We start from the raw sequence: 22,535 nt of genomic DNA, 5'->3' as shown, positions 1-22,535 counted from the left end.
TGCTCTGATGGCGGCATGTCGACCGCCGCACTGCTGAGCTTCACCCTCGTCGCGCTCCTGACCGTCATCACGCCGGGCCTGGAGACGTTGCTGGTGCTGCGGACCGCGCTGCTGGTCGGCCGCCGGACCGCGCTGGGCGTGGTGGTCGGCAGCACGCTGGGGTGCCTGGTATGGGCGGTCGCGGGGCTCGTCGGGCTGACGGCGTTGCTGCAGGCGTCCGAACTGGCCTACGACGTCGTGCGCTGGCTCGGCGCGGCCTACCTGGTCCACCTGGGCGCCAAGGCGTTGTGGAACTCGCGCAAGCCGGTCGAGGCCGACGAGCCGGCGCCGGTGCCGTCGGTGCGCGCGGCCGTCCGGGTCGGGCTGCTCACGAACCTGCTCAACCCGAAGCCGGGCGTCTTCTACCTCTCGCTGCTGCCGCAGTTCCTCCCCGTCGGACAGCCGCAGTGGGGTGCGGTGCTCGTGGCGATCCACCTCGGGATCGGCCTGCTGTGGTTCCCGGTCCTGATCACCGCGGCCGGTCGGGCCCGCGCTTTCCTGCTGCGGCAACGGACTCTGCTCGACCGCCTGTCCGCGTCCGCGCTGATCGCGTTCGGCCTGAAAACCGCCGCCGACGCGCGGTGACGTGTGATCTGATGGCCGCATGTCCACCGTCGCACTGCTGAGCTTCTCGCTCGTCGCGCTGCTGACCGTCCTCACGCCGGGGCTCGACACGGTGATGGTGCTGCGTACGGCCCTGCTGAGCGGCAGGCGCGCGGCATTGGGCGTCGTTCTCGGCATCTCGCTGGGATGTCTGGTGTGGGCGGTGGCGAGCCTCGCGGGACTCACGGCGTTGCTGACGGCGTCCGAGGTGGCCTACGACGTCGTGCGGTGGCTCGGTGCGGCCTACCTGATCTACCTGGGCGCCAAGGCGTTGTGGAACTCCCGCAAGGCCGCGTCGCTGGAGGACGCGCGGCCGGTGCCGGGCCCGCGGGCGTCGTTGCGCGCGGGACTGCTGACGAACCTGCTCAACCCGAAGGTCGGCGTCTTCTACCTGTCGTTGCTGCCGCAGTTCATGCCCGCCGGGCAGCCGGCGTGGGGTGCGGTGCTCGTGGCGGTCCACCTCGGGCTCGGCCTGGTGTGGCTGCCGTTCCTGGTCGTGGTGGCGGGCCGGGCCCGTGCTTTCCTGCTGCGCCAGCAGGTCCTGCTCGACCGCGTGACCGCGTCGGTGTTCGTCGCGCTGGGCGTGAAGCTGGCTTTCGAGGCGCGCTGACGCTCTCGCCTCAGCCCGCCCGGCGGCCACGGCCCAGGCGGACGCGTTCCGACTCCGGCACCGGTTCGAGGGCGAGCTGCATCGCCTGCTCCGGCCGCAGGTCGAGGCCCAGCGTCGTGATCACCGGGTAGTCGTCGGCGAGCGCGCGGCGCACGATCCGGTCCGCCCGCTCCAGCAGACCGTGGAACGGGCTCATGGCGCCGAACGAGATCCGCGAGACCCGTTCCTGCGCCCGCAGCGCGCCCTGCAGCCGTGCGGCGCGGTCGAAGGCGCCCAGCTCCGCGCACGTGCAGGCGAGCAGCCAGAGGCTGTACGCCGGACCCCAGGCGTCGCCGATCGCGAGCTGCGTGCGCAACGCCTCGACCGCCAGCGGGTGCACCTGGGCCGGGTCGCCGTGCAGCAGCTCGTACAGGCCTCGGTGCCACAGTCCCCAGGCGCGTGACCACTCGACGCCGTTGTCCTCCGCGGTTCTCCGCAACCCGGTCGTGGCCTTGTCCGCGGCTTCGGCGTCCAGCAGGAAGCACGACGCCATCGCGTGCATGAGCTCGGTGAAGTAGGTGTCGCCGGGGGACGCGAACTGCCGGCAGAGCTCGACGACCTGCGCGTACAACGGCACGCAGTCCGGTGAGCCCTCGACGAAGAAGAGGTGTGTGGCCTCGACGATCAGCAGGTTCACGTCGGGGGTGGACGTCCGGGGCAACGCGCGGGCCTCGTTCATCAACGGGATCGCGGTCGCCATGTCGCCCGACGCCTGTGCCATGTACGCGCAGTGCGCCAGCAACGACGTCCGCAGCGGTGCCTCGGTGATCACCTGACGAGCCGTGGCGAGCAGGTCGCGCGCCTGGCCGAGCCTGCCCGCGGACGCCGTGAACCGCGTGCGCTGCATGTTCATCGCCATGAGCGTGCCCACCTCGGCCAGGTCCGGCGTCTTCAGCGCGTACCCGATGGCCGCGCGGACGTTCGGCCACTCCTCCCGCAGCCTGCCCATCCACCGCGCCTCGTCCGGCGAGAACCACGAGCGCGTCGCCTCGTCGACGAACGCGCTGTAGTGCAGCACATGCCGCCGCAACGGCTCGTCGACGTCCGGCAGCATCCGAACGCCGAACTCCGACACGGCTCCCGGCAACCGGAAGCGGTCATCGCCGCTGATCGACACGATCGCCTTGAGCGCGAGAGCGGACACCGTCTCCAGCGCCGCCACGCCCGCGACCGCCTCCGCCGCGGCCAGGTCGAAGTCGGCCGGGAACACCGACAGCGCCGCCCACACCCGTCGTTCCTCGTCCGTGCAGTGCCGCGCCACCCAGTCGAGGACCTGGTCCAGCGACGCCGTCCCGAGCTCGTCGAGCACCGCGCCGGGTGCCGCTTCGCCGATCCGCGCGGCCACCAGCTCGACCGCGAGCGGCAGTCCGCCGACCGCCTCGCACAGCGCCTTGACCTCGGGCAGTCGTTCTTCGTCCGGCGCGACGTCCGCCTTGCGCAGGAACAGTTCCACGGCCTCGTCGCCCAACGGCGGTACGGGCACGACGTGCTCGCCGTAGATGCCCAGCGGCTCCCGTGACGTCACGAGAACCGTGATCCCCTTGCACTCCCGCGACAGGTGGTGCACGAAGTGCCGGACCGCCTCCAGCAGGTGGTCGCAGTGGTCCAGCACGAGCAGCAGGTGCTTGTCGTACAACGACTCCACGAGCCGCCCGAACCCGTTGTCCCGCGCGTTGTCGACGATCCCCAGCTCGGCCGCGACCGTCCTGGCGAGCAGCGCCGGGTCGCCGAGGTCGGACAGCCGCACCTCCTGCACGCCGTGCTGGAACGACCCCGCCCGCACGGCCAGCCGCCCGAGCTCCCCGGCGACCCGCGTCTTGCCGACGCCGGCCACCCCGGTCAGGGTGACCAGCCGGGCACGGCCGAGGTGCGCCGCGGCAGCAGCGAGCTCCGTCCGGCGGCCGGTGAACGTCGTGGTGTGGGCAGACAGGTCGCCCCGCGCGGTCATCGGCGCATCTTCGCCCAGCGCAGCACGGGCAGGAGTGAGCAGAACGGCGCTCCACCCTTTCGGACCAGCACTGTCCTGCGAACGCGCTCCCGGACGGACCACACTGCGGGACGGGACTCAGCCCGTGTGCTCCCGAGCGGCGACGCGCCCGCGGGTCCGGATGATCATCTTGGTGGCGAGCCGGAGGCCCTGGCGCGCGTTGAGGTGCGGGAGGTACGCGCGGCTCACGGCGTTCGCGATGCGCGGCAGGGCGGCCGAGTCCGGGTACGCCATGAACATCGGCCGGTACTTCGGCTGGAACTTCGCCTTGAACGCGAACAGCGAGCGGAACCCGTACACCGGCTCCAGCACCTGGCCGGTGAGGTCCAGGACGCGCTGGAGCGCGCGTGGGCGTTCGCCGCGGTCGAGCCGGGCCAGCGGCGCTCCCGACAGGCTCAGGAACCTCGCGCCCTCCGCCTGGAGCTGCTGGGCCGCCGAGGCGATCAGGAACTCCATGGAACCGCGGAACCCGTGCGCGCGGCGGCGCATGAAGTCGAGCGTCCACCCGACCACCTCGCCGTCGGCGTACACCGGCAGCCAGCTCGTGATGCCGTGCACCGTGCGGTCGCCGTCGACGGCCAGCAGGCAGCGGACACCGTCGCCGGTCAGCTCCTCCAGACCGCCCAGCGTGAAGCCCATCTCGGGCAGGCCCTTGTCCGCCACCCACTCCGCCGAGATCGACCGGATCTGGTCGGTGATCGCGAACGGCGCGTCGGCGTAGGCGCACCACTCGGCGGTGATGCCGGCCTTGGCGGCCTTGTTCAGCGCCGTGCGCACGTCCTGCCACTTCTTGCCCGTGAAGCTCAGCTCGGGCAGTTCGATCACGGTGTCCTCGGCGACCTGCACCGCCGACCACCCCAGGCCCTCGACCACCTCCCTCGTCTCGTCACCCACGCTGTACAGGCACGGCGTCCACCCGTTGTGCGCGCAGAACTCCGCGAACCCGCGCACGGCCTCGACGCGCGCCGGGCCGATCGGGTCGCCGACCGTCAGCGCGATCGTCGCCACCACCCGGTAGGCGATCGCCGTCTCGCCGTCGGGCGTGAACCAGTACTGGTTGCCGCGCCACGTCGTCATGTACGACAGCGACGAACCGCCGTGGCGCCGCATCAGGTCACGGGCGCGCTCCGCCTCCTCCTCGCACGTCGCCGGCCACGTCCGCCACGACGCCATCAGCAGACCCGCCAGTACGATCAGCCAGAACACCACGCCCGTGTACTCGAACAGCAGCGCGCCGGCGAACCCCTCCGCCGAGAACTGCAACGGCACCAGACCGAGGTAGCCCGGCGGCAGGAACCGCGTCGGCAGGTCCGCGAGCAGCGCGGCGAAGCCCGGCTCCGGCGTGAACTGGTCGCGGACCAGGTACCCGCCGAAGACGTACAACGCCGACAGCAACGCGACGCTGCCCGCCGTGAACCGCCAGAACTTCCTGACGGCCTGCCGGGGCAGCCGCACGGTGAAGTGCCGGCGCGTCACCAGCAGCACGACCGTGATCGCCAGCGGCGCCAGCATCGGGATGCCGAAGGAGAACGCCGTCTCCCACGCGCCCACGTCCGGAATCCGCGCGGCCTCCACGACGTACCACCCGATGAACGCGGTGCACGCCACGTTGCACACCAGCGCCGACCACCACGCGAACTGACGGCCGCGCCGCAATCCCTCCGCCAGCACGAGCAGCAGCAACGCCGGCAGCAGCGACATCACGAGCGCGGGGAACCGGCCGTACGACAGCTGGATCAGCATCGTCCGGCACACGTCCACCACGTCCGCGCCGCACACCTCGTCGACGTACTCCTGCGACGGCTGGGCGACCGCCACCAGATCCGCGAACCACGCCAGCGGGCCGTTCGGGTACGGCGACATCATCGCCACGACCGGCCCGAGCGCCGACGCGGCCAGCAGCAACGCCACCAGCACGCGGGTCTCCTGGAACGACCGCGGCTTGCCCGCCGGACCGCTCTTCAGGAACAACGCCCCGATCACCAGCCCGGCCACGCCACCGGACAGTCGGAGCAGGTCTTCCAGCCAACCCGAGTACAGGGTAAGCACCAGCACCGACAAGATCGTCAACAGCCGGACGCGACGCCTCCACAGCGGCGGCATCCGGAACGTCAGCGCCAGCGCCATGCCCACGCCGCCGATCGACGGTCCCGCGGCGACCTCGCCCACCAGCGACTCGAGCCACGACCAGTGCACGTCCCGCCCGATCAGCACCAGGCCGAGCCCCAGGAACGACCCGACGACGTGCGAGGACAGGAAGATCGCGGCGGTCCGCAGCGCGCCGAACGCGCGTTCCGCCAGCGGCCCGAAGACGAGCAGCAGGACCGTCGTCGCCACGTAGCCCAGCAGGTCCATCGACCACAGCACCGAGCTGAGCACCGTCCACGGCGGACTTCCGGTGCCGAACCCGGTCCGCGCCAGCAGCTCGTCGTTCTGGTCGCCGATCGCGCCGGTCAACGCACCGGCCGTCCAGAAGACGACGAGGAACACGCACGTCAGCGGTGCGCCGCGGAACAGCCGGGCGATCATCTGACCAGCCCTGTCCGCGCCGCGAGCCACGGCAGGGACCCGAAGAGACCCTCCCGCGCCATGTTCCAGTCGTGCCCGCTCGGCAGCTCTTTCCACAGCACGTCCATTCCGGCTTTGCGGCAGGCCTCGAACACCTCGGCGTCGGGCTTGCGGTACATCGAGTCGTCCCTGCCCGCCACGATCACACCGGCCGTCTTCGGGAACCGCTCGCGCGCGAGGACGTCCCGCGGGTTGATCCGCGCGAACGCGGCCTCGTCGCCGCCGAAGACCGTCTTGACCGTTTCCTGGCGGGTGCTGAGCGTGGGTTCCCCTTGCGGGGCAAGGGCGATGAAGTTGCCGTACACGTCCGGCGCGCGCACGGCCAGCTGTACGGAGCACGTGGCACCCTGCGAGAAGCCCGCGACGGTCCACGCCTCACGGCGCTCGTCGACGGTCAGCCGCTGCTTGATCCACGCGGGCACGTCGCGGGCCAGGAACGTCTCCGCCCGGCCCAGCTTCGAGTCGACGCACAGCGGGTTCGCCGTCGCGGCGCCCAGCTGGTCGGCCACGACGACGATCGGCGCGAGCCCGTCGTGCGCCCGCGCGTACGCGTCCAGGTTGTCGAGGATCCGGCCGCCGTCGAACCAGTCGCGCGGGCTGCCCGGCTGCCCCGCCATCAGCACGATGACGGGCAGCCGCGGGCGCGGCGCCGTGTGGTAGGCGGGCGGCAGGTACACCCACGCCGGCCGCGACTTGAACCCGCCGGGGATCTCGGCCTCGGACACGGTGCCCTTGTCCGGCAGGTTCTCCGGGCGCTTCCACACCTCGGACAGGGCCTTGCCCACCGGCACCTCGACGACGCCGGAGGCAGGGGGAGCGGCCACGTTCAGGTCGATCCGGTCGTTCCGGAAGATGTCCAGCACCGACCGCGTGTTCGGGTACTGCCCGAAGTGCGCGTTCGTCGCGACCGCGGCGCTCGCCAGCACGCCGAGCGCCAGGAGCACGCCGAACGTCCGGCCGTACCACCGTCCCGAACGCAGCCGCGCGACCGCCAGCGCCGCGGCGGCCAGGGCCGCGCCCAGCCACACCATCAGAACCACCGGCAGCGGTTCCGGCCACGGCTTCCACAGGTGGTTGATGACGAGCGTCAGACCGGTCACGAAGAGTGCGCACGCCAGCACGACCGACGGCAGCACGCGGACCCACCAGTTCCGGTCCTTGCGCACTGCCAGGTACGTGAGCGCGAGAGCGGCCGCCACCGTCGCGACCTGGGGGATCGGTCCGTTTGTGAGCGACAGGTCCAACGGGCTGAGCATGTCTCAATGCTTCAGGAAGTCTTCAGGTTGCACATCGGAGATTCGTCTCGGTTCACCACCGAGAACATCAGCCTTAAGAATGACAACCCACCAGCCGGGGGATGCGTCCCAGGTGGCCAGGTGACTCCACAATGGACGCGTTCCTGCGCAAAACACGCAAAACGCCCTCGTTTCCAGCCGCACTGTGTGCGCCAAACGAGACGGCTCAGTGCGCATCCTGCACGTGTGAGTGAAACGCACAGGCCGTGGATCAAGCCTTTCGGCTCTGACGAGTGACTTCGTCACTCCTTAGCGTGAAACTCCATGAAGCGTGTTCGTGTTGTAGTGGCGTTGGCAGGGGCCCTGACCCTGACGCCACTCCCTGCCACAGCGGCGACACCGGCGTTCACCCTGTCCGGCGGCGTGTCCGCGCCGATCCACTCGATGGCCGACGCGGTCCGCGAGACCGTCTACGTCGACTCCGGGCTCGACCTCGACGGCGACGGCACCCGCGACCGGGTCGCCGCCGACGTCATCCGGCCGTCCACGACCGGGCGCGTGCCCGTGATCATGGAGGCCAGTCCCTACTACCAGAGCACGGGACGCGGCAACGAGAGCGAGGTCAAGACCTACGACTCCGCCGGTGTGCCGGTGAAGTTCCCGTTGTTCTACGACAACTACTTCGTCCCGCGCGGCTACGCGGTCGTGCTGGTCGACTTCCTCGGCACGAACCGGTCCCGCGGCTGCGTCGACGTCGGCGGCCAGTCCGAGATCGCCTCCGGCACCGCGGTGATCGACTGGCTCAACGGCCGCCGCACCGGCTACACCACCCCGACCGGCACCGCGACCAAGTCGGCCTCGTGGTCGACCGGCGCCGTCGGCATGATCGGTAAGTCGTGGGACGGCTCGGTCGCGAACGGCGTGGCGTCCACCGGCGTCGACGGGCTGAAGACCATCGTGCCGATCGCGGGCATCAGCTCCTGGTACGACTGGTTCCGCTCCGACGGCGTCGCGTACACCAGTTACAGCTCGCCGACCGGGCTGGGTTCGCAGTTCGAGAACTCCAACGCGCGCTCACGGTGCGGTGCCGTGCGCACGCAGATGACGAACGGCTCTCCGGCCAACGGCGACTACACGTCCATGTGGCAGACGCGCGACTTCGTGCTCAACGCGTCTCGTGTGAAGGCATCCGTCTTCGCCATCCACGGGCAGAACGACCTCAACGTGAAGACGTTGCAGTTCGGCCAGTTCTGGGACGCGCTGCCCGCGTCGGTGCCGAAGAAGCTGTGGTTCTCGCAGACCGCGCACGTCGACCCGTTCGACTTCCGGCGCGCGGAGTGGGTGGCGACGCTGCACAAGTGGTTCGACCGCTGGCTGCTGAACGTGCAGAACGGCATCGAGAACGAAGCGCAGGTCTCCGCGGAGCGCGCGCCGAACCAGTGGGAGGACGACCAGACGTGGCCGCCCACCGGGACCGTGAGCACCGTGTTGCGTCCATCTTCTTCGGGACTCGGCACTGCGGCCGGCACGGGTACGGCGGCGTTCACCGACAACGGCAGCGCGACGCCGTCCACGTGGCTCTCCGGTTCCAACACCGGCCGGGTGGTCTACTCGACGGCAGCTCTCGCGTCGGACCTGCGTGTCGCGGGCACGTCGTCCATCACCGTGGGGGTGTCCTCGTCGACGCCGACCGCGCACCTCACGGCTTACCTGGTCGACTACGGCCCGGCGCAGGTGCGGACGGGTGAGGGCATCCGGACCCTGACCACGGAGTCGTGCTGGGGTGAGAGCCGCACCGGTGACGACGCCTGCTACCGCAACACGGAGGCGACGTCGGGCAGCGTCGACGCGCAGATCATCGCCCGCGGCTGGGCGGACCTCGCGAACTACGAGTCCCGCTCCGTCACGCGCACGATCACGCCGGGCACCAGGTACGGCATCACGTTCCGACTGTCCACAACGGACCACGTGGTCCCGGCCGGCCACCGGCTCGGCCTGCTCATCGGCGGCACCGACTCGAGCGTCATCGTGCGGCCGAGCCAGCTGCCCCGGCTGACCGTCGACCTGGCGAGCACGTCGGTGCGGATCCCGCTGAAGGGCGCGGTGCCCGCCGCGTCGCCCGCGCCGCTGGTCGCCACCAGTGTTTCCGCTGGTACGAAGGGCGAGTTGGGCTAGCCACCGGGAGTGTCGGTGCTGCTCGCTAGCATCGGCTCCATGGGTTCAACCGACGGTGTCGACCACGGAGACGCGCTGCAGGTCCTGCAGCGCGTCTTCGGGTACCCCGAGTTCCGCGGCGACCAGGCCGACATCGTCGACCACGTGATCTCGGGCGGCGACGCGCTCGTGCTCATGCCGACGGGCGGCGGCAAGTCCCTGTGCTACCAGGTCCCCGCCCTGGTCCGCCCCGGCACGGGCGTGGTCGTCTCCCCGCTCATCGCGCTGATGCAGGACCAGGTGGACGCGCTGCGCGCCCTCGGTGTCCGCGCGGGCTTCCTCAACTCCTCGCTGTCCTGGGACGAGCGCCGGATGGTCGAGGCCGAGTTCGTCAACGGCCAGCTCGACCTGCTCTACCTGGCGCCCGAACGCCTCACGTCCGAGGCGACGCTGAGGCTGCTGGACCAGGGCGAGATCGCGCTGTTCGCGATCGACGAGGCGCACTGCGTCTCGCAGTGGGGCCACGACTTCCGGCCCGACTACCTCTCCCTGACGCAGCTGCACGAGCGCTGGCCGAAGGTGCCGCGCATCGCGCTCACCGCCACCGCCACGGAGGCGACGCGCCAGGAGATCCTGACGCGGCTCGACCTGTCCGACGGCCGCCAGTTCGTCTCCAGCTTCGACCGCCCGAACATCCAGTACCGGATCGTCCCCAAGAAGGAACCGAAGAAGCAGCTCCTCGACCTGCTGCGCGGCGAGCACAGCGGCGACGCGGGCATCGTCTACTGCCTGTCCCGCGCCTCCGTGGAGAAGACCGCGGAGTTCCTGGTGGCCAACGGCATCCCGGCGCTGCCGTACCACGCGGGGCTGGACGCGTCGGTGCGCCAGCGCAACCAGGCCCGGTTCCTGCGCGAGGACGGCCTGGTCATGGTCGCCACGATCGCGTTCGGCATGGGCATCGACAAGCCGGACGTCCGCTTCGTCGCGCACCTCGACCTCCCGAAGTCCGTCGAGGGCTACTACCAGGAGACGGGCCGCGCGGGCCGCGACGGTCAGCCGTCCACCGCCTGGCTCGCCTACGGCCTGCAGGACGTGGTGCAGCAGCGCAAGATGATCGAGTCGTCGGAGGGCGACCTGGCCTTCCGCCGCCGCTCGCAGATGCACCTCGACGCGATGCTCGCCCTGTGCGAGACCATCACGTGCCGCCGCACCCGGCTCCTCGACTACTTCGGCCAGAGCGGCGTGCCGTGCGGCAACTGCGACACATGCCTGACGCCACCCGAGTCGTGGGATGGCACGGTCGCGGCCCAGAAGCTGCTCTCCACGGTCTGGCGCCTGCGCAAGGAGCGCAACCAGAAGTTCGGTGCCGGCCAGGCCATCGACATCCTGCTGGGCCGCAAGACCGCGAAGGTCATCCAGTTCGACCACGACCAGCTCAGCACGTTCGGCCTGGGTGAGGACCTGAACGAGGGCGAGTGGCGCGGTGTCGTCCGCCAGCTCCTGGCCCAGGGCCTCCTGGCGGTGGAGGGCGAGTACTCGACCCTGGTGCTCACCGAGGCGAGCTCCGAGGTGCTGGGCCGCAAGCGCGAAGTGAAGATGCGCAAGGACCCGACACCGGCCCGTTCGACCACCCGCACGGCCACTGCCACGGCGGCTGCGGCCAAGGTGAAGGTCGACCTGCCGTCCGAGGCGACCCCGCTCTTCGAGTCGCTGCGCGAGTGGCGGGCCCAGCAGGCCCGCGAGCAGGGCGTCCCGGCGTACGTGATCTTCCACGACGCCACGCTGAAGTCCATCGCCGCGTCACGGCCCGGTTCGTTGTCCGCCCTGGGCGCGGTGAGCGGCGTGGGGCAGGCCAAGCTCACGAAGTACGGCGAGCAGATCCTGGAGGTGGTGGCCGGCGGCGGACCAGCGCCGGCTGGTTCCGCTCCGGCCGCGGCCCCGAAGCCCAAGCCGCAGAAGACCACTGGCACGGGTGGCGCGGCGTGGGGTTCGGGCGGCGAGGCGGACGAGTGGCCGGAGCCGGAGGAGCCCGACGAGCCGATGGACTGGTGACGTGCCGGGCTCAGGTCACCTTCTCGATCTGGGCCCGCTTCACCACGGTCGCGCCGGACTCCCCGACGAGCTCGAACGCCGCGCTGTTCAGCACCACGCACGCCGGACCGACGCCGACGATCCGGACGGTCGTCTGCCGGCCGTTGTCCAGGTTGGTCACCCGGACCGACGTGCCGACGGGCAGTTGCGACGAGAAGGCGCCAGGCGCGCCGCCCACCGGGGACAGCCCGACGGTCGCGCCGTCGCAGACGACCTGGCCGACGACTCCGGAGGCGCGCACGCGGGAGGTGGCGGACCGGACGGACGTGGGCGCCGGCGCGTTCCCCACGATCTCCACCCGGACCCGCCGCAGAGCGGTGTCCGACTCGGTCGAACGCAGCGCGTCGAACGCCGCGGAGTTCAGCACGGCGCACCCGCTGCCGGTCCCAGTGACGGACACGGTGATGGCCCGGCCGTTCGAGAGGTTCGTGATGCGCAACGAGGTTCCGGCCGGGAACTGGTCGGAGGTCACGCTCGCCGGCCCGGTCGAGGCGACCGCGCTCAGCTGCCGCCCCGTGCAGACCTCTTTGCCCGCCGGCCCCGTCTGCGACGTGGACGGACCGGAGCCGGCCACGGCATAGGCCGCGCCCCCGATGGCCGCGACGACCGAGAACACCCCGGCACCCGCGAGCCAGCCCTTCGACCAGCGCATGTGCAACACCCGACCTTCCCACCAGGCCGTACGGACCGCGAAGCGTGAAGGTTCAACGACGCGTGGCCCTGACCAGCGCGGTCGGGTCGCATGCGGCCAGATGGTCGCGCAGTGCCACGTGCGCGAAGCGGTAGTCGCCGTCCACTCGGGTGAGCAGCAGGCGGTCCTGGGCCAGGTGCAGCAGCGCCTTGCGGCGGAACGACAGCTCACCCAGCGACAACGGGCGGGTGACGGCCTCGGCGGCGACTTCGGCGAGCGCGTCGAACGGCCAGACGTAGTCACGGGCGGCCGTCGGCGTCACCAGCAACCCCAGCGCCACACCGAGTGCGGTGCCCCACGACCCCAGAGAACCGAGCCCACCTAGAAGACCGACCAAGCCGAGAACCGGGACGGCAGGCTGCACCCACCACGGCCGCCCGAGTCGCATGCGCTTCTGCTGGGCCGGCCGCACCGTGCGCCACACACGTCCTACTGCCGCGGCGAAGATGCCGCCGGCGACGCCCGCGGAGAAGCCCATCCCCATGCCCGCCAGCACGACGTAGGGACCGGTCCAGATCATCGCGATGCCCGGCGCGGCCGCGGCCAGCACCGACCACGGGATGGGCGCGTCGCCCGGAACGAAGCCCAACGCCAGGAAGAACGACGCCACCACCACGAACACGTACGCCACGGCGTACGGCCACGGCGTGCCGATCTCGCCGAGCCACAGGCCGGCGAGCCCGACCACGAACCCGGCGACCACACCCGCGAGGAAGGCGAGCGCGGCGGTGATGATCCCGTGTGCGCGTCCGGGAGGGTGGAAGACGTTCGGCAGCTTGTTCACCAGCACGAGCAACGCCGAAGCCGCGACCACGAACACCAGCGCGGGCCACAACCCGAAGCGGACCCCCGTCAGGAACGCCACGGCGCACACACCACCGGCGTAGGCGGCCGGCACCGCGCGCACGAACAGCAACCACAACGGGCGCGTCGGCAGCAGCGGAAGCCACGAGCGGCGGTGCGGCATGTGCACGGGAGCGCCGAGATCCGGTCGGTCCAGCCGCGCGAGGAACTTCAGGGCGCGGATCGCGGGGCCCGCACCCCGTTGGCCGGAGAGCCGTTCCACTACGAAGGACCCGACGAAGTCGGTGCCGATCGTGTCGACCTGCTTGTCCAGGTGCGTCAGTGCCAGGAGGTTCAACGCCAGCGGCGAGTCCAGCCGCTCCCAGATCTCCGGTGTCAGCGCGGACTCCAGGCCGTCGAGCCGGGGGCTGACCGAGGCGATGTACTCGAGCACCTGCCCGCGCGACAACGGTTCCACGTGCACCGTCGGCAGGTTCTCGATGGGACCCGTCGAGCACACGACCGACGCGAACGGCGCGAGTTCGGCCTCGCAGTGCGCGCGGTCGACGCGCGGCACCTCGTCCAGGCCGTCGATCAGCACGGCCACCCGCTCGCGGCGCAGCCAGATCGTGCCGGCGGAGCGGCTGATGCCGTAGCGGCGGTTCATCTCGCGCAGCAACCACGCCGTGAACTCGGTCGGCTTGCGGGTGCCGTACGCACGCCACGTCGCCAGGTCCACGATGACGGGGATCGGTGCCTCGGGGTCGTTGCGCGCCCGGTCGACCAGCACCAGGCACAGCTCGCGCAGCAGGGTCGACCGGCCGCTGCCTACCGGGCCGGAGAGGACCATGCTGTGGCCGAGCCGGTCGTAGATGGCTTCGAGGTTCGTGTAGGAGAACGACTCGCCGTCGACGCGCACCGCGAGCTTCGGCGGCCGCAGCACGCCGAGCTTGATCTGGGTCTGCGCGGCCAGCGAGGAGGCGAGCAAGGCCTTCACCCGCGACTCGACGCGTCCCAGGACGGCGGCGCGGTTGCTGGTCTCGTGGCCGCGGACGCGTTCCCAGAACGCGAGGCCGACCGCGACGAGTACCATCACGCCGACTGCGGGCCACAGCCACCGGCCGAACTCGCCGAAGAACTCCGGCACGGTCCCGCCGGTGCTCACGCTGATGGCCGCGGGAAGCAGCAGAACGACGGTGACCAGGCACAACGCGGCCAACGCCGTCAGTCGTGCCGCTCTCGTCACCCCGCTCGGATCCACCGTCACCTCCGCGATCCCGGCGAACGACGGTAACTGGGTCGCCGGGATCGCGGAAGTGAATCGAGAACGCTGGTGCGTCCGCGGACGTGGATCGTCCGATCAGGCGTAACTCACACGCGAACCACCCGGCATGCGCACCTCACGAACGCATGCCGGGTGGTTCGCCCGGCTACTGCTGGCCGCCGAAGTTCCGGAGGCCTTCCTTGAGCTTGTTCTCGCCCTGGTCGATGTGCTCGGTGTGCTTGCCACCGGTCTTCTCGTCGGCGAACTGGCCTGCGCGCTCGACACCCTGGTCGACCTTGTCGCCGTGCTCGCCGATCAGGTCCTTGGCCTTGTTCTTCAACTCGTCGAATCCCATGACTGCATTACCTCCCTATGCAGTTCGGGTACCCGGTCTTGGATCCGGTACACGTCGCTGGATCGAGTGAACTACCGCTGTGGGGCAACCGGAGTGATCCGTTAAGACTTGCCGGGCCGCGACGGCCTCGGCTAGGAAGCGCGCATGAGGCGAATCGCAGCTGGTCTGGCAGTGGCGGCAGTGACCGTCGGACTCATCACCACCCCGGCCGCGTCCGCGCAGCCCGAAGCGCAGCTCGCGGCACGTCCCGACTGCGGGTTCACCGCGACGCCGGACGAGCCCGCCGCGCGTCCGGTCTCCATCCCCCGCGACCCGTGGTTCACCAAGGGCAAGGTCCTGGTGAAGGTGAAGACGAACCAGGGCGACATCCCGCTCGTGCTCGACCGCACCAAGGCGCCGTGCACCGCGCACAGCTTCATCCACCTCGCGCACCGCGGCTTCTACAACCAGACCGACTGCCACCGCCTCACCGCGTACCCGACGCTGAAGGTCCTCCAGTGCGGCGACCCGTCCAGCACCGGCGAGGGCGGCCCGGGCTACAAGTACGAGGACGAGCTCCCGACCGACCTCCAGCCCGCGCCGAACGACCCGACCGGCCAGCGCCGCATCTACCCGCGCGGCACGCTCGCCATGGCCAACGCCGGCCCGGACACCAACGGCTCGCAGTTCTTCCTCGTGCAGTCGGACTCGACCCTGCGCCCGAACTACACGGTGTTCGGCCAGATCCTGCCCGAGGGCCTGAAGACCCTCGACAAGATCGCGGCCGGCGGCATCGCGGGCGACGACCCGCAGGACGGCCGCCCGAACGTGAAGTCCGAGCTGAAGTGGGTGCTGCCGCTCGGGGTCTAGTGCCCCGACCAGCCCGTCAGGGCGCCGTAGAACGCGTCGGAGAGCCGCCGGACCACCTGCTCGTCGGGGAGTCCGGCGGTTTTCGTGAGGTCCATGATCTCGCGCGGGTCGAACAACGAGCTGTGCAGGAACCGCGCGACGTTCAGCAGCGTGTCCGGCAGCGCCAGCTCGACCAGCACTCCGCGCAGCGCCCGGTCCCACGCGGTGCACGACAGCGCCGTGATGGCGTCCGCGGCCTGCAGGCGCTCCAGGAACCCGCGCTGCGACCAGAACCGCACTATCACGGGACCGTGCACGCTCTGCAGCTTCACCCAGCGCGTGACCTGGTGCTCGAACAGTTCCTTGCCGCTCTTGCGGGAGCGTTCGCCGTGCTCGGCCAACGACGCTATGACGTCCTCGTGGTAGGCCGTCACGAGCGCTTCCACGGACGGGAAGTGGCGGTACGCCGTCGCCTGCGACAGCGCCGCCTCGCGTGCGATCGACTGCATCGTCGCCGTTGCTGGTTCAGCCCGCAGGACGAGCGTCGCGGCATCCAGCAATCGCTTGCGGTTGCGGCGCGCGTCACTGCGGCTGCTTGTCTCCTCCGGCAGAACGTCCTCCCACCCGCGAACCCCCAGTGCGAGTTGCAGGATAAGACGAACGATCAGCGGAACGAGGCGATTCCGGTCAACGCGTGGCCGATGGATAGCAAATGGATGTCGGAAGTGCCCTCGTAGGTCAGGACGGATTCGAGGTTGTTCGCGTGACGCAGCGGTGAGTACTCCGAAGAGATGCCGTTGGCGCCGAGGATCGTGCGGCTTTCCCGCGCGATCGCGATGGCGGTCTCGACGTTGTTGTACTTGCCGACGCTGATCTGCTCCGGCTTCAGCGTGCCGGCCTCCTTGAGCCCCGCGAGGTGCAACGCCAGCAGCATCGCGGTGTTGACCTGCACGGACATGTTCGCGAGCTTGCGCTGCGTCAACTGGAACGCGGCGATCGGTTTGTCGAACTGCACGCGTGTGGCGGAGTAGTCGAGTGCCGCCTGCAACGAATCCCGCGCCGCGCCGACAGCGCCGAACACGATCCCGAACCGCGCCTCGTTGAGGCAGGAAAGGGGAGCGCGAAGAGATGTCGCGAGCGGCAGCCGGGCGCTTTCCGGAAGTCGCACCCCTTCCAGCACCAACTCGGATGTGACGGATGCTCGCATTGACAGCTTGTTCTTGATGTCCCGCGTCGAGAATCCCGGCGTGCCGCGGGGAACGAGGAATCCTCGAATTCCCTCCTCGGTCCGCGCCCACACCGTGGCCACGTCGGCCAGGCCGCCGTTGGTGATCCACGTCTTGGAGCCGTCGAGCACCCAGTCCGCTCCGTCGCGCACGGCACGCGTGCGCATGCCCGACGGGTTGGAACCGAAGTCCGGCTCGGTCAGCCCGAAGCACCCGATGGCCTCGCCGGCGGCCAGGCGCGGCAGCCACTCCTGCTTCTGCTCCTCCGACCCGTACTGCCAGATCGAGTACATCGACAGCGAGCCCTGCACCGACACGAAGCTGCGGATGCCGCTGTCCACCGCCTCCAACTCCAGGCACGCGAGCCCGTACGCCAGCGCGGACGTGCCCGCGCAGCCGTAGCCCTCGAGGTGCATGCCCAGCACACCGAGCTTGCCGAGCTCCCGCGCCAGCTCGCGCGGCAGCACGCCCTCCTCGAACCAGGACGCGATGTGCGGCCGGACGTGGTCGGCGAGGAACGCCGCGACGGTGGCCTGGATGTCGCGGTCCTCGTCGCTCAGCGACGACGGGATGTCCAGCAACTGCAACGGGTCCTGCACGTCACGGCTCCAGCTTCGGCGGGCGCAGCCGGTAGGTGACCGGCGTGCGCGACAGGCGGATGGGGTTGGCGACCAGCGTCATGTCGCCGATCGTCGCGGTCGGGCCGAGGTCCAGCGACTCGGCCAGCGCGAACGCGTGCGCGACGTCGTTCACCGGACCGCACGGCACCCCGAGCGGCGTCAGCGTCTCGAACCAGTGCACCGCCGGACGCGTCCGCAGCCGCGCCGACAGGGCCTCGAACAGCTCGTCGACGTGCTCGACCCGGTCGGAGTTCGCGACGAACCGCGGGTCCGTCGCCAGCTCCGGCACGTCCAGCACCGAGCACAGCCGCCGGAACTGCCGGTCGTTGCCCACGGCGAGCACGATCGGCTGGTCGGCCGTCGGGAACACCTCGTACGGCGCGATCGACGGGTGCCGGTTGCCCATCGGCTTCGGCACCGACCCCGCCAGCGTGAAGCCCGCGCTCTGGTTCACCATGCTGGACAGCAACACCGTCAGCAGGTCCAGCTCGACGAGCTGGCCCAGCCCGGTCGCCTCCCGGTGCCGCAACGCAGCCAGGATGCCCACGCACGCGTGCAACCCGGTGAGGACGTCGACTAGCGCCACCCCGGTCTTCACCGGCTCGTACGGTCCGGGACCGGTCACGCTCATCAACCCGCCCACGGCCTGCACGACCAGGTCGTAGCCGGGCAGGTCCGCGCCCTTGCCCGCCCCGAATCCCGAGATGGAGCAGTAGACGAGGTCGTCCCGCCCCAGCGACTCGTAGTCCAGCCCGAACTTCTTCATGGTGCCCGGCTTGAAGTTCTCGACCACCACGTCCGCCCGCGCGATGAGCTCGCGCGCCTGCTCCCGGCCCACCTCGGTGGACAGGTCGATCTGCACGGACGTCTTGTTCCTGTTGACGGACAGGAAGTACGTCGCCTCGTCCTCGTAGTGCGGCGGACCCCACGTGCGGGTCTCGTCGCCCCGGCCGGGCTGTTCCACCTTGACGACCTCGGCGCCGAGGTCGCCCAGCACCATCGTCGCGTACGGCGCCGCCAGCACGCGGCTGAAGTCCGCGATCACGACGCCTTCGAGGGAGCTCATCGGGCCGGCCTCCACCGCTTCGTAGTGGTCAACGCGTGCTCGTGCGCCGGCCGGCGCACGCGGGCGAGGCCGCTCACGCGACCCGTCCCCGCAGCTTCATCGCGGCCAGCACGCGTTCCTGCGCCAGCTCCCGCGCGGCCACATGTGTTGTGGTGCCCCGGGTTCTCGCCTCGGCGACGACGTGCGCCGCGTTCGCCCTCAGCTTCGAGGACACGGCGTCCAGCACCACCGCGGGGTTCACCGGGAACGCCGAGTACCGCGCGTCCATCGCGAAAGCAGCCGCGATCACGCCGCCGGCGTTCGCGACGAAGTCCGGCACGACGGTGATCCCGCGCCGGGCGAGAACCTCCTGCGCCGCAACGGAAGTCGGCAGGTTCGCGCCCTCGACCACCAGCGCGGTGTCGAGCTCGCCCGCCAGGTCCGCGTCGACCACGTCCTGCAGCGCCGCCGGCACCAGCACGTCGCACGGCACCCTGAGCTCGGCACCGAGCTCGCGGACGTCGCCGTACTCCTTCACCGCGAGGTCACCGAACCGGCCCCGCAACGCCAGCAGCCGCGCGACGTCCAGGCCGTCGGCATCCACCAACGCCCCGTGCACCGACGAGACAGCCACCACGACGGCGCCTAGCTCGGCGAACCGCTTCGCCGCCGCGGCACCGACCGCGCCGAAACCCTGGACCGCCACGCGTTTTCCGTGCAGCTCCACCAGTTCGTCCGCCACCTCGGCCACGCCGTACCCGGTGACGCCCAGCTCGTCGTACGGAAGACCGCCGAGTTGAGCCGGTGCGCCCATCATAGCGCCGCGGTCCGACAGTTCGTCCTGGACGATCGCGGCGTCCCGTTCGGTGAGGCCCATGTCGAGGCCGAGGACGTACTCGCGCGGCACCTCGTTGGAGAGCTTGCGCGCGAACGCCCGCAGCGCGGATTCCTTGTCGGGAGAAGAGGGATCGAACACGATGCCGGCCTTGGCGCCGCCGAAGAACAGGTCGACCCCCGCCCACTTCCACGTCATCACGCGCGCGAGGCGGGCGATCTCCGCCACCGTCACGTGCGGGCTCATCCGCGTGCCGCCCTTGCCCATGCCGCGCGCGGTGTTGTCGATGACGAGCACGCCCTTCATGCCGGTGCGCCGGTCGGACACGCAGACGACCTTCTCGGGGCCCCACTCGTCCATGAGCTGAAGAACGTCCATCGCTGTCCTCACACGCGGTTGAGTTCGGGGCGCGCCTGGTCGGCGGCGAAGCGGGAGGCGTCCAGACCGGACACGTCGACGAACGGCTCGCGGCCGAGCACGAGGTCGCGCACCACCTCACCCACCGCGGGCCCCTGGAGGAAGCCGTGGCCGGAGAAACCGGTGGCGTAGAAGAACCTGCCGACGGAACCGATCAACGCGTTGTGGTCCGGCGTCACCTCGTACAGCCCGGCCCAGCCGTCGCGCACGCCCACGTCGAGCAACCGCGGCGCGCGCCGGCCGATCGCCTCGGTGAGCCGCGGCAGCCACGCGTCGGACATCTCCAGCTTGAAGCCCGGCGTCTCGTCCGGGTCGGACATGCCGAACAGCAGCCCGGGACCCTCGCGGTGGAAGTAGAAGGTGCTGCCGAAGTCGATGGTGAACGGGGTAACCCGATCGTGTAGCTCCGGCATGGCCCCGGTGAACATGATCTGCCGTCGCAGCGGAGAAACCGGCAGGTCGACGCCCACCATCTCGCCGATCTCCCGCGACCACGCGCCCGCCGCGCAGACCACCGTCGGCGTCGAAACCACGCCCCGGTCCGTCTCGACGCGAAAAGTGTCGGACCCCGTCCCTACTATCGATCTCACGGTGGTTCTGGTGCGGAAGCGGGCACCGAACCGGCGGGCCGCGGTGGCATAACCGAGGACGACCGACTCCGGAGTGCAATGGCCGTCGTCCGGGGAGAAAGCCGCCGCGAGCAGGCCGTCCGCTTCGACCAACGGCGACATCCGCCGGGCTTCCTCGACCGTGATCATGCGGCTGGGTACCCCGAGGGAGTTCTGGAGGTCGACGTTGCGCTCGAACGCCGTCACGTCATCGTCGGAGGAGAGGAGGAACAGGTAGCCGACCTGGTGCAGATCGATCTCCTGCCCGGGCCGTTGCAGGAAGCGCTGGAACAGTTCGATGGATCGAGCTCCGAGCCTGATGTTCAGCTCGTCGGAGAACTGGGCGCGCACCCCGCCTGCTGCCTTGCAGGTGGAGCCGGAGCCCAGCTCGTCCTTCTCGACGACCACCACATCCCGGATGCCTGCCTCGGCGAGGTGAAAGGCGATGGACGATCCCATCACCCCGCCGCCGATGACGACGACCTCCGCCTGGCTGGGCAGCTCAGGCGAGGCGGAAGTCAAGGTTCGCCTCGATCGCGAGCGTGTCCATCTGCGCTTTCTGCAGCTTCCCGGAGTAGTCCCAGTTCATGGACTGCCAGCGGGTGAACTGGTCGAGCACCCACACGCCCGACTGCCGGGAGCCGTTGCCGCTCTTGCCGTTGCCGCCGAACGGCAGGTGCGCCTCGGCCCCGGACGTCGAGTTGTTCACGCTGACCATGCCGGCGGAGATGCCGGCGCGGAACCGGAAGGCCTTGTTCGGGTCCGTGGTGTAGATCGAGCACGACAGGCCGTAGCCCGGCTTGTTGCCCAGCTCGATCGCCTCGTCCAGGTCCGAGTAGCTCATGACGCCGACGATCGGGCCGAACGTCTCCTGGAGGAACAGTTCGTCGTCGGCTCGGACACCGGAAACGATTGCGGGGTGGTAGAAGAGGCCGTTGGCGCCGGTGAAGCCGTCGCGCGGGCTGGAGTCCGTGATGCGGCCGGTCGGGCCGTGCACGGTGTGGTGCTCGCCGATCCAGCCGAGGTACTTCTCGTACGCCAGCGCGAACTTCTCGTCGAGCAGCGGGCCGTAGAGGACGTCGCCGGTGGGGTCGCCCACGGCGGCCGCCGACACGGCGTCGACGAACCGGGTCAGGAACTCGTCGTACACCGACTCGTGCACGATGGCGGTGCCGAGCGAGGTGCAGCGCTGGCCCGCGGAGCCGAAGCCGGCGAAGAGCGCGCCCTGCACCGCGAGGTCCAGGTCGGCGTCCTCGGTGACGACCATCGGGTTCTTGCCGCCGAGCTCCAGGCACGGCGTCTGGAGGTGGCGTCCGCACAGTTCGCCGATCCGCACGCCGACCTCGCTGGAGCCGGTGAAGCCGACCTTGTCGACGAGTCCCTGCCGCAGCGACTGCTCCAGGCCGGCGAACGTCTCCGAGCCCTCGGCGAAGACGATCTCGAAGACGCCGGCCGGGATGCCGGCCGCCTGGAACACGTCGTGGAAGGCCTGGGCCGACGCGGCGGAGTACTCGGCGGGCTTCCACACGACCGAGTTGCCGCACAGCAGCGCCGGGACGATGTACCAGGACGGGACGGCGACCGGGAAGTTGCCGGCGGTGATGATCGCCGCGGTGCCGACCGGGTTGCGGAAGGTGAAGAGCTGCTTGTCGGGCATCTCCGACGGCACGGTCTGCCCGTAGAGGCGCCGGCCCTCGCCGACGAAGAAGTCGCAGGTGTCGACGATCTCCTGCACCTCGCCGCGCGCCTCCCCGATCGGCTTGCCGATCTCGCGGGTCACGAGCTGGGCGAGCTGTTCGGCGTTCGCCTCGACGAGCCTGCCGATGTTGCCGATGACCTGGCCGCGCACGGGGGCGGGCACGCGTGCCCACGCGCGTTGTGCCGCCTTCGCCCGTCGTGCTGCTTCGACGAAGGTGCTGCTGGTCCCGAGCTCGATCTCGGTGACCACGTCGGAGGTGTTCGCCGGGTTCGTGGAGACGTAGGGCATGCACCCCACACTGGTGCGTGTCCGGGTGGTTGCGCCAGAGCTCACAGGCTGAAAGCTCGCGAAGTCGAGCATAAGCTGTCCTGGTGCTCAACCCGGTGCATCTCCGCACGCTCGTCGAGGTGGTGAAGACGGGGTCGTTCGCCGAGGCGGCACGCCGGCTCGGGTACACGTCGTCGGCCGTGTCGCAGCAGATCTCGGCGTTCGAGCGCGCCGTCGGCGTGACGCTGTTCGAACGGGAGGCGCACTCGATCCGGCCGGCCAGCGCGGCATTGATGATCGCCGACCGCGGCGGTGAGCTGCTCGCGGCGTTCGACGGGTTCGAGCACGAGGTGAAGGCGATGGTGCAGGGACTGCGCGGGCGCCTGCGGATCGGCACGTTCCCCACCGCGAGCGCGCGGGTGGTGCCCAGGGCGCTGGCGCGGCTCCAGGCGGACCTGCCGGACGCCGAGATCCGGCTGGACGAGGCCGAGCCGGACGACGTGCTGCCGCTCGTGCTGACCGGTGCGCTCGACCTGGCGCTGGTCTATGCCTACGACCTCGTGCCGCGGAC

The 22,535-nt window shown here is 70.4% G+C and carries 18 protein-coding genes; 6 read left to right on the top strand and 12 right to left on the bottom strand.

Going from position 1 to position 22,535, the window contains the following annotated elements:
- Nucleotides 1-15 precede the first annotated feature (15 nt).
- Nucleotides 16-624: a LysE family translocator gene (locus VF330_RS13295; protein ID WP_330851871.1), complete on the top strand. Its 609-nt coding sequence runs from the start codon at nt 16-18 to the stop codon at nt 622-624.
- 19 nt (nt 625-643) lie between these two features.
- Entirely contained in the window at nt 644-1,252 is a 609-nt protein-coding gene (locus tag VF330_RS13290; RefSeq protein WP_330851870.1) for a LysE family translocator, read from the top strand.
- A 10-nt stretch (nt 1,253-1,262) separates the two neighbouring features.
- On the opposite strand, the gene VF330_RS13285 is transcribed toward VF330_RS13290, so the two are convergent.
- The 3 genes from VF330_RS13285 to VF330_RS13275 all read right to left on the bottom strand — a co-directional run bounded on the left by VF330_RS13285 (nt 1,263) and on the right by VF330_RS13275 (nt 7,102).
- A complete protein-coding gene (locus VF330_RS13285) occupies nt 1,263-3,239 on the bottom strand; it encodes an ATP-binding protein (RefSeq protein ID WP_330851869.1) in 1,977 nt (658 codons plus the stop codon).
- 117 nt (nt 3,240-3,356) lie between these two features.
- On the bottom strand, nt 3,357-5,807 hold the full coding sequence (locus VF330_RS13280) for a phosphatidylglycerol lysyltransferase domain-containing protein (protein WP_330851868.1): 2,451 nt from the start codon (nt 5,805-5,807) through the stop codon (nt 3,357-3,359).
- Entirely contained in the window at nt 5,804-7,102 is a 1,299-nt protein-coding gene (locus VF330_RS13275) for an alpha/beta hydrolase (RefSeq protein WP_330851867.1), read from the bottom strand. Before VF330_RS13275 ends, VF330_RS13280 begins: the two co-directional genes overlap by 4 nt.
- Before the next feature lie 303 nt (nt 7,103-7,405).
- Here VF330_RS13275 and VF330_RS13270 point away from each other — a divergent pair, with 303 nt between their 5' ends.
- Both VF330_RS13270 and recQ read left to right on the top strand, forming a co-directional pair.
- Nucleotides 7,406-9,256, top strand: coding sequence for a Xaa-Pro dipeptidyl-peptidase (locus VF330_RS13270; RefSeq protein WP_330851866.1), 1,851 nt, complete (start codon nt 7,406-7,408; stop codon nt 9,254-9,256).
- 39 nt (nt 9,257-9,295) lie between these two features.
- A complete protein-coding gene (recQ, locus tag VF330_RS13265; RefSeq protein ID WP_330851865.1) occupies nt 9,296-11,287 on the top strand; it encodes a DNA helicase RecQ in 1,992 nt (663 codons plus the stop codon).
- A 10-nt stretch (nt 11,288-11,297) separates the two neighbouring features.
- Here the strand turns inward: recQ and VF330_RS13260 are convergent, their stop codons facing one another.
- The 3 genes from VF330_RS13260 to VF330_RS13250 form a co-directional block, all read right to left on the bottom strand.
- Entirely contained in the window at nt 11,298-11,978 is a 681-nt protein-coding gene (locus tag VF330_RS13260; protein ID WP_330851864.1) for a hypothetical protein, read from the bottom strand.
- A 52-nt stretch (nt 11,979-12,030) separates the two neighbouring features.
- Nucleotides 12,031-14,067 (bottom strand): hypothetical protein, encoded by a 2,037-nt coding sequence (locus tag VF330_RS13255; RefSeq protein WP_330851863.1) that lies wholly within the window; start codon nt 14,065-14,067, stop codon nt 12,031-12,033.
- Between the two features lie 163 nt (nt 14,068-14,230).
- Nucleotides 14,231-14,419: an antitoxin gene (locus tag VF330_RS13250; protein ID WP_330851862.1), complete on the bottom strand. Its 189-nt coding sequence runs from the start codon at nt 14,417-14,419 to the stop codon at nt 14,231-14,233.
- 144 nt (nt 14,420-14,563) lie between these two features.
- Between VF330_RS13250 and VF330_RS13245 the strand changes: the two genes are divergently transcribed.
- A complete protein-coding gene (locus VF330_RS13245) occupies nt 14,564-15,268 on the top strand; it encodes a peptidylprolyl isomerase (RefSeq protein WP_330851861.1) in 705 nt (234 codons plus the stop codon).
- On the opposite strand, the gene VF330_RS13240 is transcribed toward VF330_RS13245, so the two are convergent.
- The 6 genes from VF330_RS13240 to VF330_RS13215 all read right to left on the bottom strand — a co-directional run bounded on the left by VF330_RS13240 (nt 15,265) and on the right by VF330_RS13215 (nt 21,985).
- Entirely contained in the window at nt 15,265-15,807 is a 543-nt protein-coding gene (locus VF330_RS13240; protein ID WP_330851860.1) for a TetR/AcrR family transcriptional regulator, read from the bottom strand. The two genes, VF330_RS13245 and VF330_RS13240, sit on opposite strands and share 4 nt — an antisense overlap.
- A gap of 104 nt (nt 15,808-15,911) precedes the next feature.
- The gene (locus VF330_RS13235) at nt 15,912-17,072 is read right to left on the bottom strand and encodes an acyl-CoA dehydrogenase family protein (protein WP_330851859.1); all 1,161 of its coding nucleotides are present in this window, start codon (nt 17,070-17,072) and stop codon (nt 15,912-15,914) included.
- Nucleotide 17,073: 1 nt separating this feature from the next.
- A complete protein-coding gene (locus VF330_RS13230; RefSeq protein ID WP_330851858.1) occupies nt 17,074-18,159 on the bottom strand; it encodes a CoA transferase in 1,086 nt (361 codons plus the stop codon).
- Nucleotides 18,160-18,232: 73 nt separating this feature from the next.
- Nucleotides 18,233-19,351 (bottom strand): Glu/Leu/Phe/Val family dehydrogenase, encoded by a 1,119-nt coding sequence (locus VF330_RS13225; protein WP_330851857.1) that lies wholly within the window; start codon nt 19,349-19,351, stop codon nt 18,233-18,235.
- Nucleotides 19,352-19,359: 8 nt separating this feature from the next.
- On the bottom strand, nt 19,360-20,520 hold the full coding sequence (locus VF330_RS13220; RefSeq protein ID WP_330851856.1) for an FAD-binding oxidoreductase: 1,161 nt from the start codon (nt 20,518-20,520) through the stop codon (nt 19,360-19,362).
- Nucleotides 20,501-21,985 carry an aldehyde dehydrogenase family protein gene (locus VF330_RS13215; protein ID WP_330851855.1) on the bottom strand — a complete coding sequence of 495 codons (1,485 nt, stop codon included), beginning with the start codon at nt 21,983-21,985 and terminating at the stop codon, nt 20,501-20,503. The genes VF330_RS13220 and VF330_RS13215 overlap by 20 nt, the downstream gene beginning before the upstream one ends.
- 83 nt (nt 21,986-22,068) lie before the next feature.
- On the opposite strand from VF330_RS13215, the gene VF330_RS13210 reads away from it, so the two are divergent.
- A partial coding sequence (locus VF330_RS13210; RefSeq protein ID WP_330851854.1) for a LysR family transcriptional regulator occupies nt 22,069-22,535 on the top strand: 467 nt, incomplete at its 3' end.

The sequence above is a fragment of the Lentzea sp. genome (genome assembly GCF_036380075.1).
GTDB lineage: Bacteria > Actinomycetota > Actinomycetes > Mycobacteriales > Pseudonocardiaceae > Lentzea.
This window is presented reverse-complemented; position numbering and strand designations above follow the sequence as displayed.

Excerpts from the sequence above, each read along its gene's own strand:
- VF330_RS13285 (WP_330851869.1), bottom strand. The coding sequence starts at position 3,239 with ATGACCGCGCGGGGCGACCTGTCTGCCCACACCACGACGTTCACCGGC.
- VF330_RS13225 (WP_330851857.1), bottom strand. The coding sequence starts at position 19,351 with ATGGACGTTCTTCAGCTCATGGACGAGTGGGGCCCCGAGAAGGTCGTC.
- VF330_RS13275 (WP_330851867.1), bottom strand. The coding sequence starts at position 7,102 with ATGCTCAGCCCGTTGGACCTGTCGCTCACAAACGGACCGATCCCCCAG.
- VF330_RS13290 (WP_330851870.1), top strand. The coding sequence starts at position 644 with ATGTCCACCGTCGCACTGCTGAGCTTCTCGCTCGTCGCGCTGCTGACC.
- VF330_RS13295 (WP_330851871.1), top strand. The coding sequence starts at position 16 with ATGTCGACCGCCGCACTGCTGAGCTTCACCCTCGTCGCGCTCCTGACC.
- VF330_RS13250 (WP_330851862.1), bottom strand. The coding sequence starts at position 14,419 with ATGGGATTCGACGAGTTGAAGAACAAGGCCAAGGACCTGATCGGCGAG.
- VF330_RS13260 (WP_330851864.1), bottom strand. The coding sequence starts at position 11,978 with ATGCGCTGGTCGAAGGGCTGGCTCGCGGGTGCCGGGGTGTTCTCGGTC.
- VF330_RS13270 (WP_330851866.1), top strand. The coding sequence starts at position 7,406 with ATGAAGCGTGTTCGTGTTGTAGTGGCGTTGGCAGGGGCCCTGACCCTG.
- VF330_RS13230 (WP_330851858.1), bottom strand. The coding sequence starts at position 18,159 with ATGAGCTCCCTCGAAGGCGTCGTGATCGCGGACTTCAGCCGCGTGCTG.
- recQ (WP_330851865.1), top strand. The coding sequence starts at position 9,296 with ATGGGTTCAACCGACGGTGTCGACCACGGAGACGCGCTGCAGGTCCTG.
- VF330_RS13215 (WP_330851855.1), bottom strand. The coding sequence starts at position 21,985 with ATGCCCTACGTCTCCACGAACCCGGCGAACACCTCCGACGTGGTCACC.
- VF330_RS13280 (WP_330851868.1), bottom strand. The coding sequence starts at position 5,807 with ATGATCGCCCGGCTGTTCCGCGGCGCACCGCTGACGTGCGTGTTCCTC.
- VF330_RS13245 (WP_330851861.1), top strand. The coding sequence starts at position 14,564 with ATGAGGCGAATCGCAGCTGGTCTGGCAGTGGCGGCAGTGACCGTCGGA.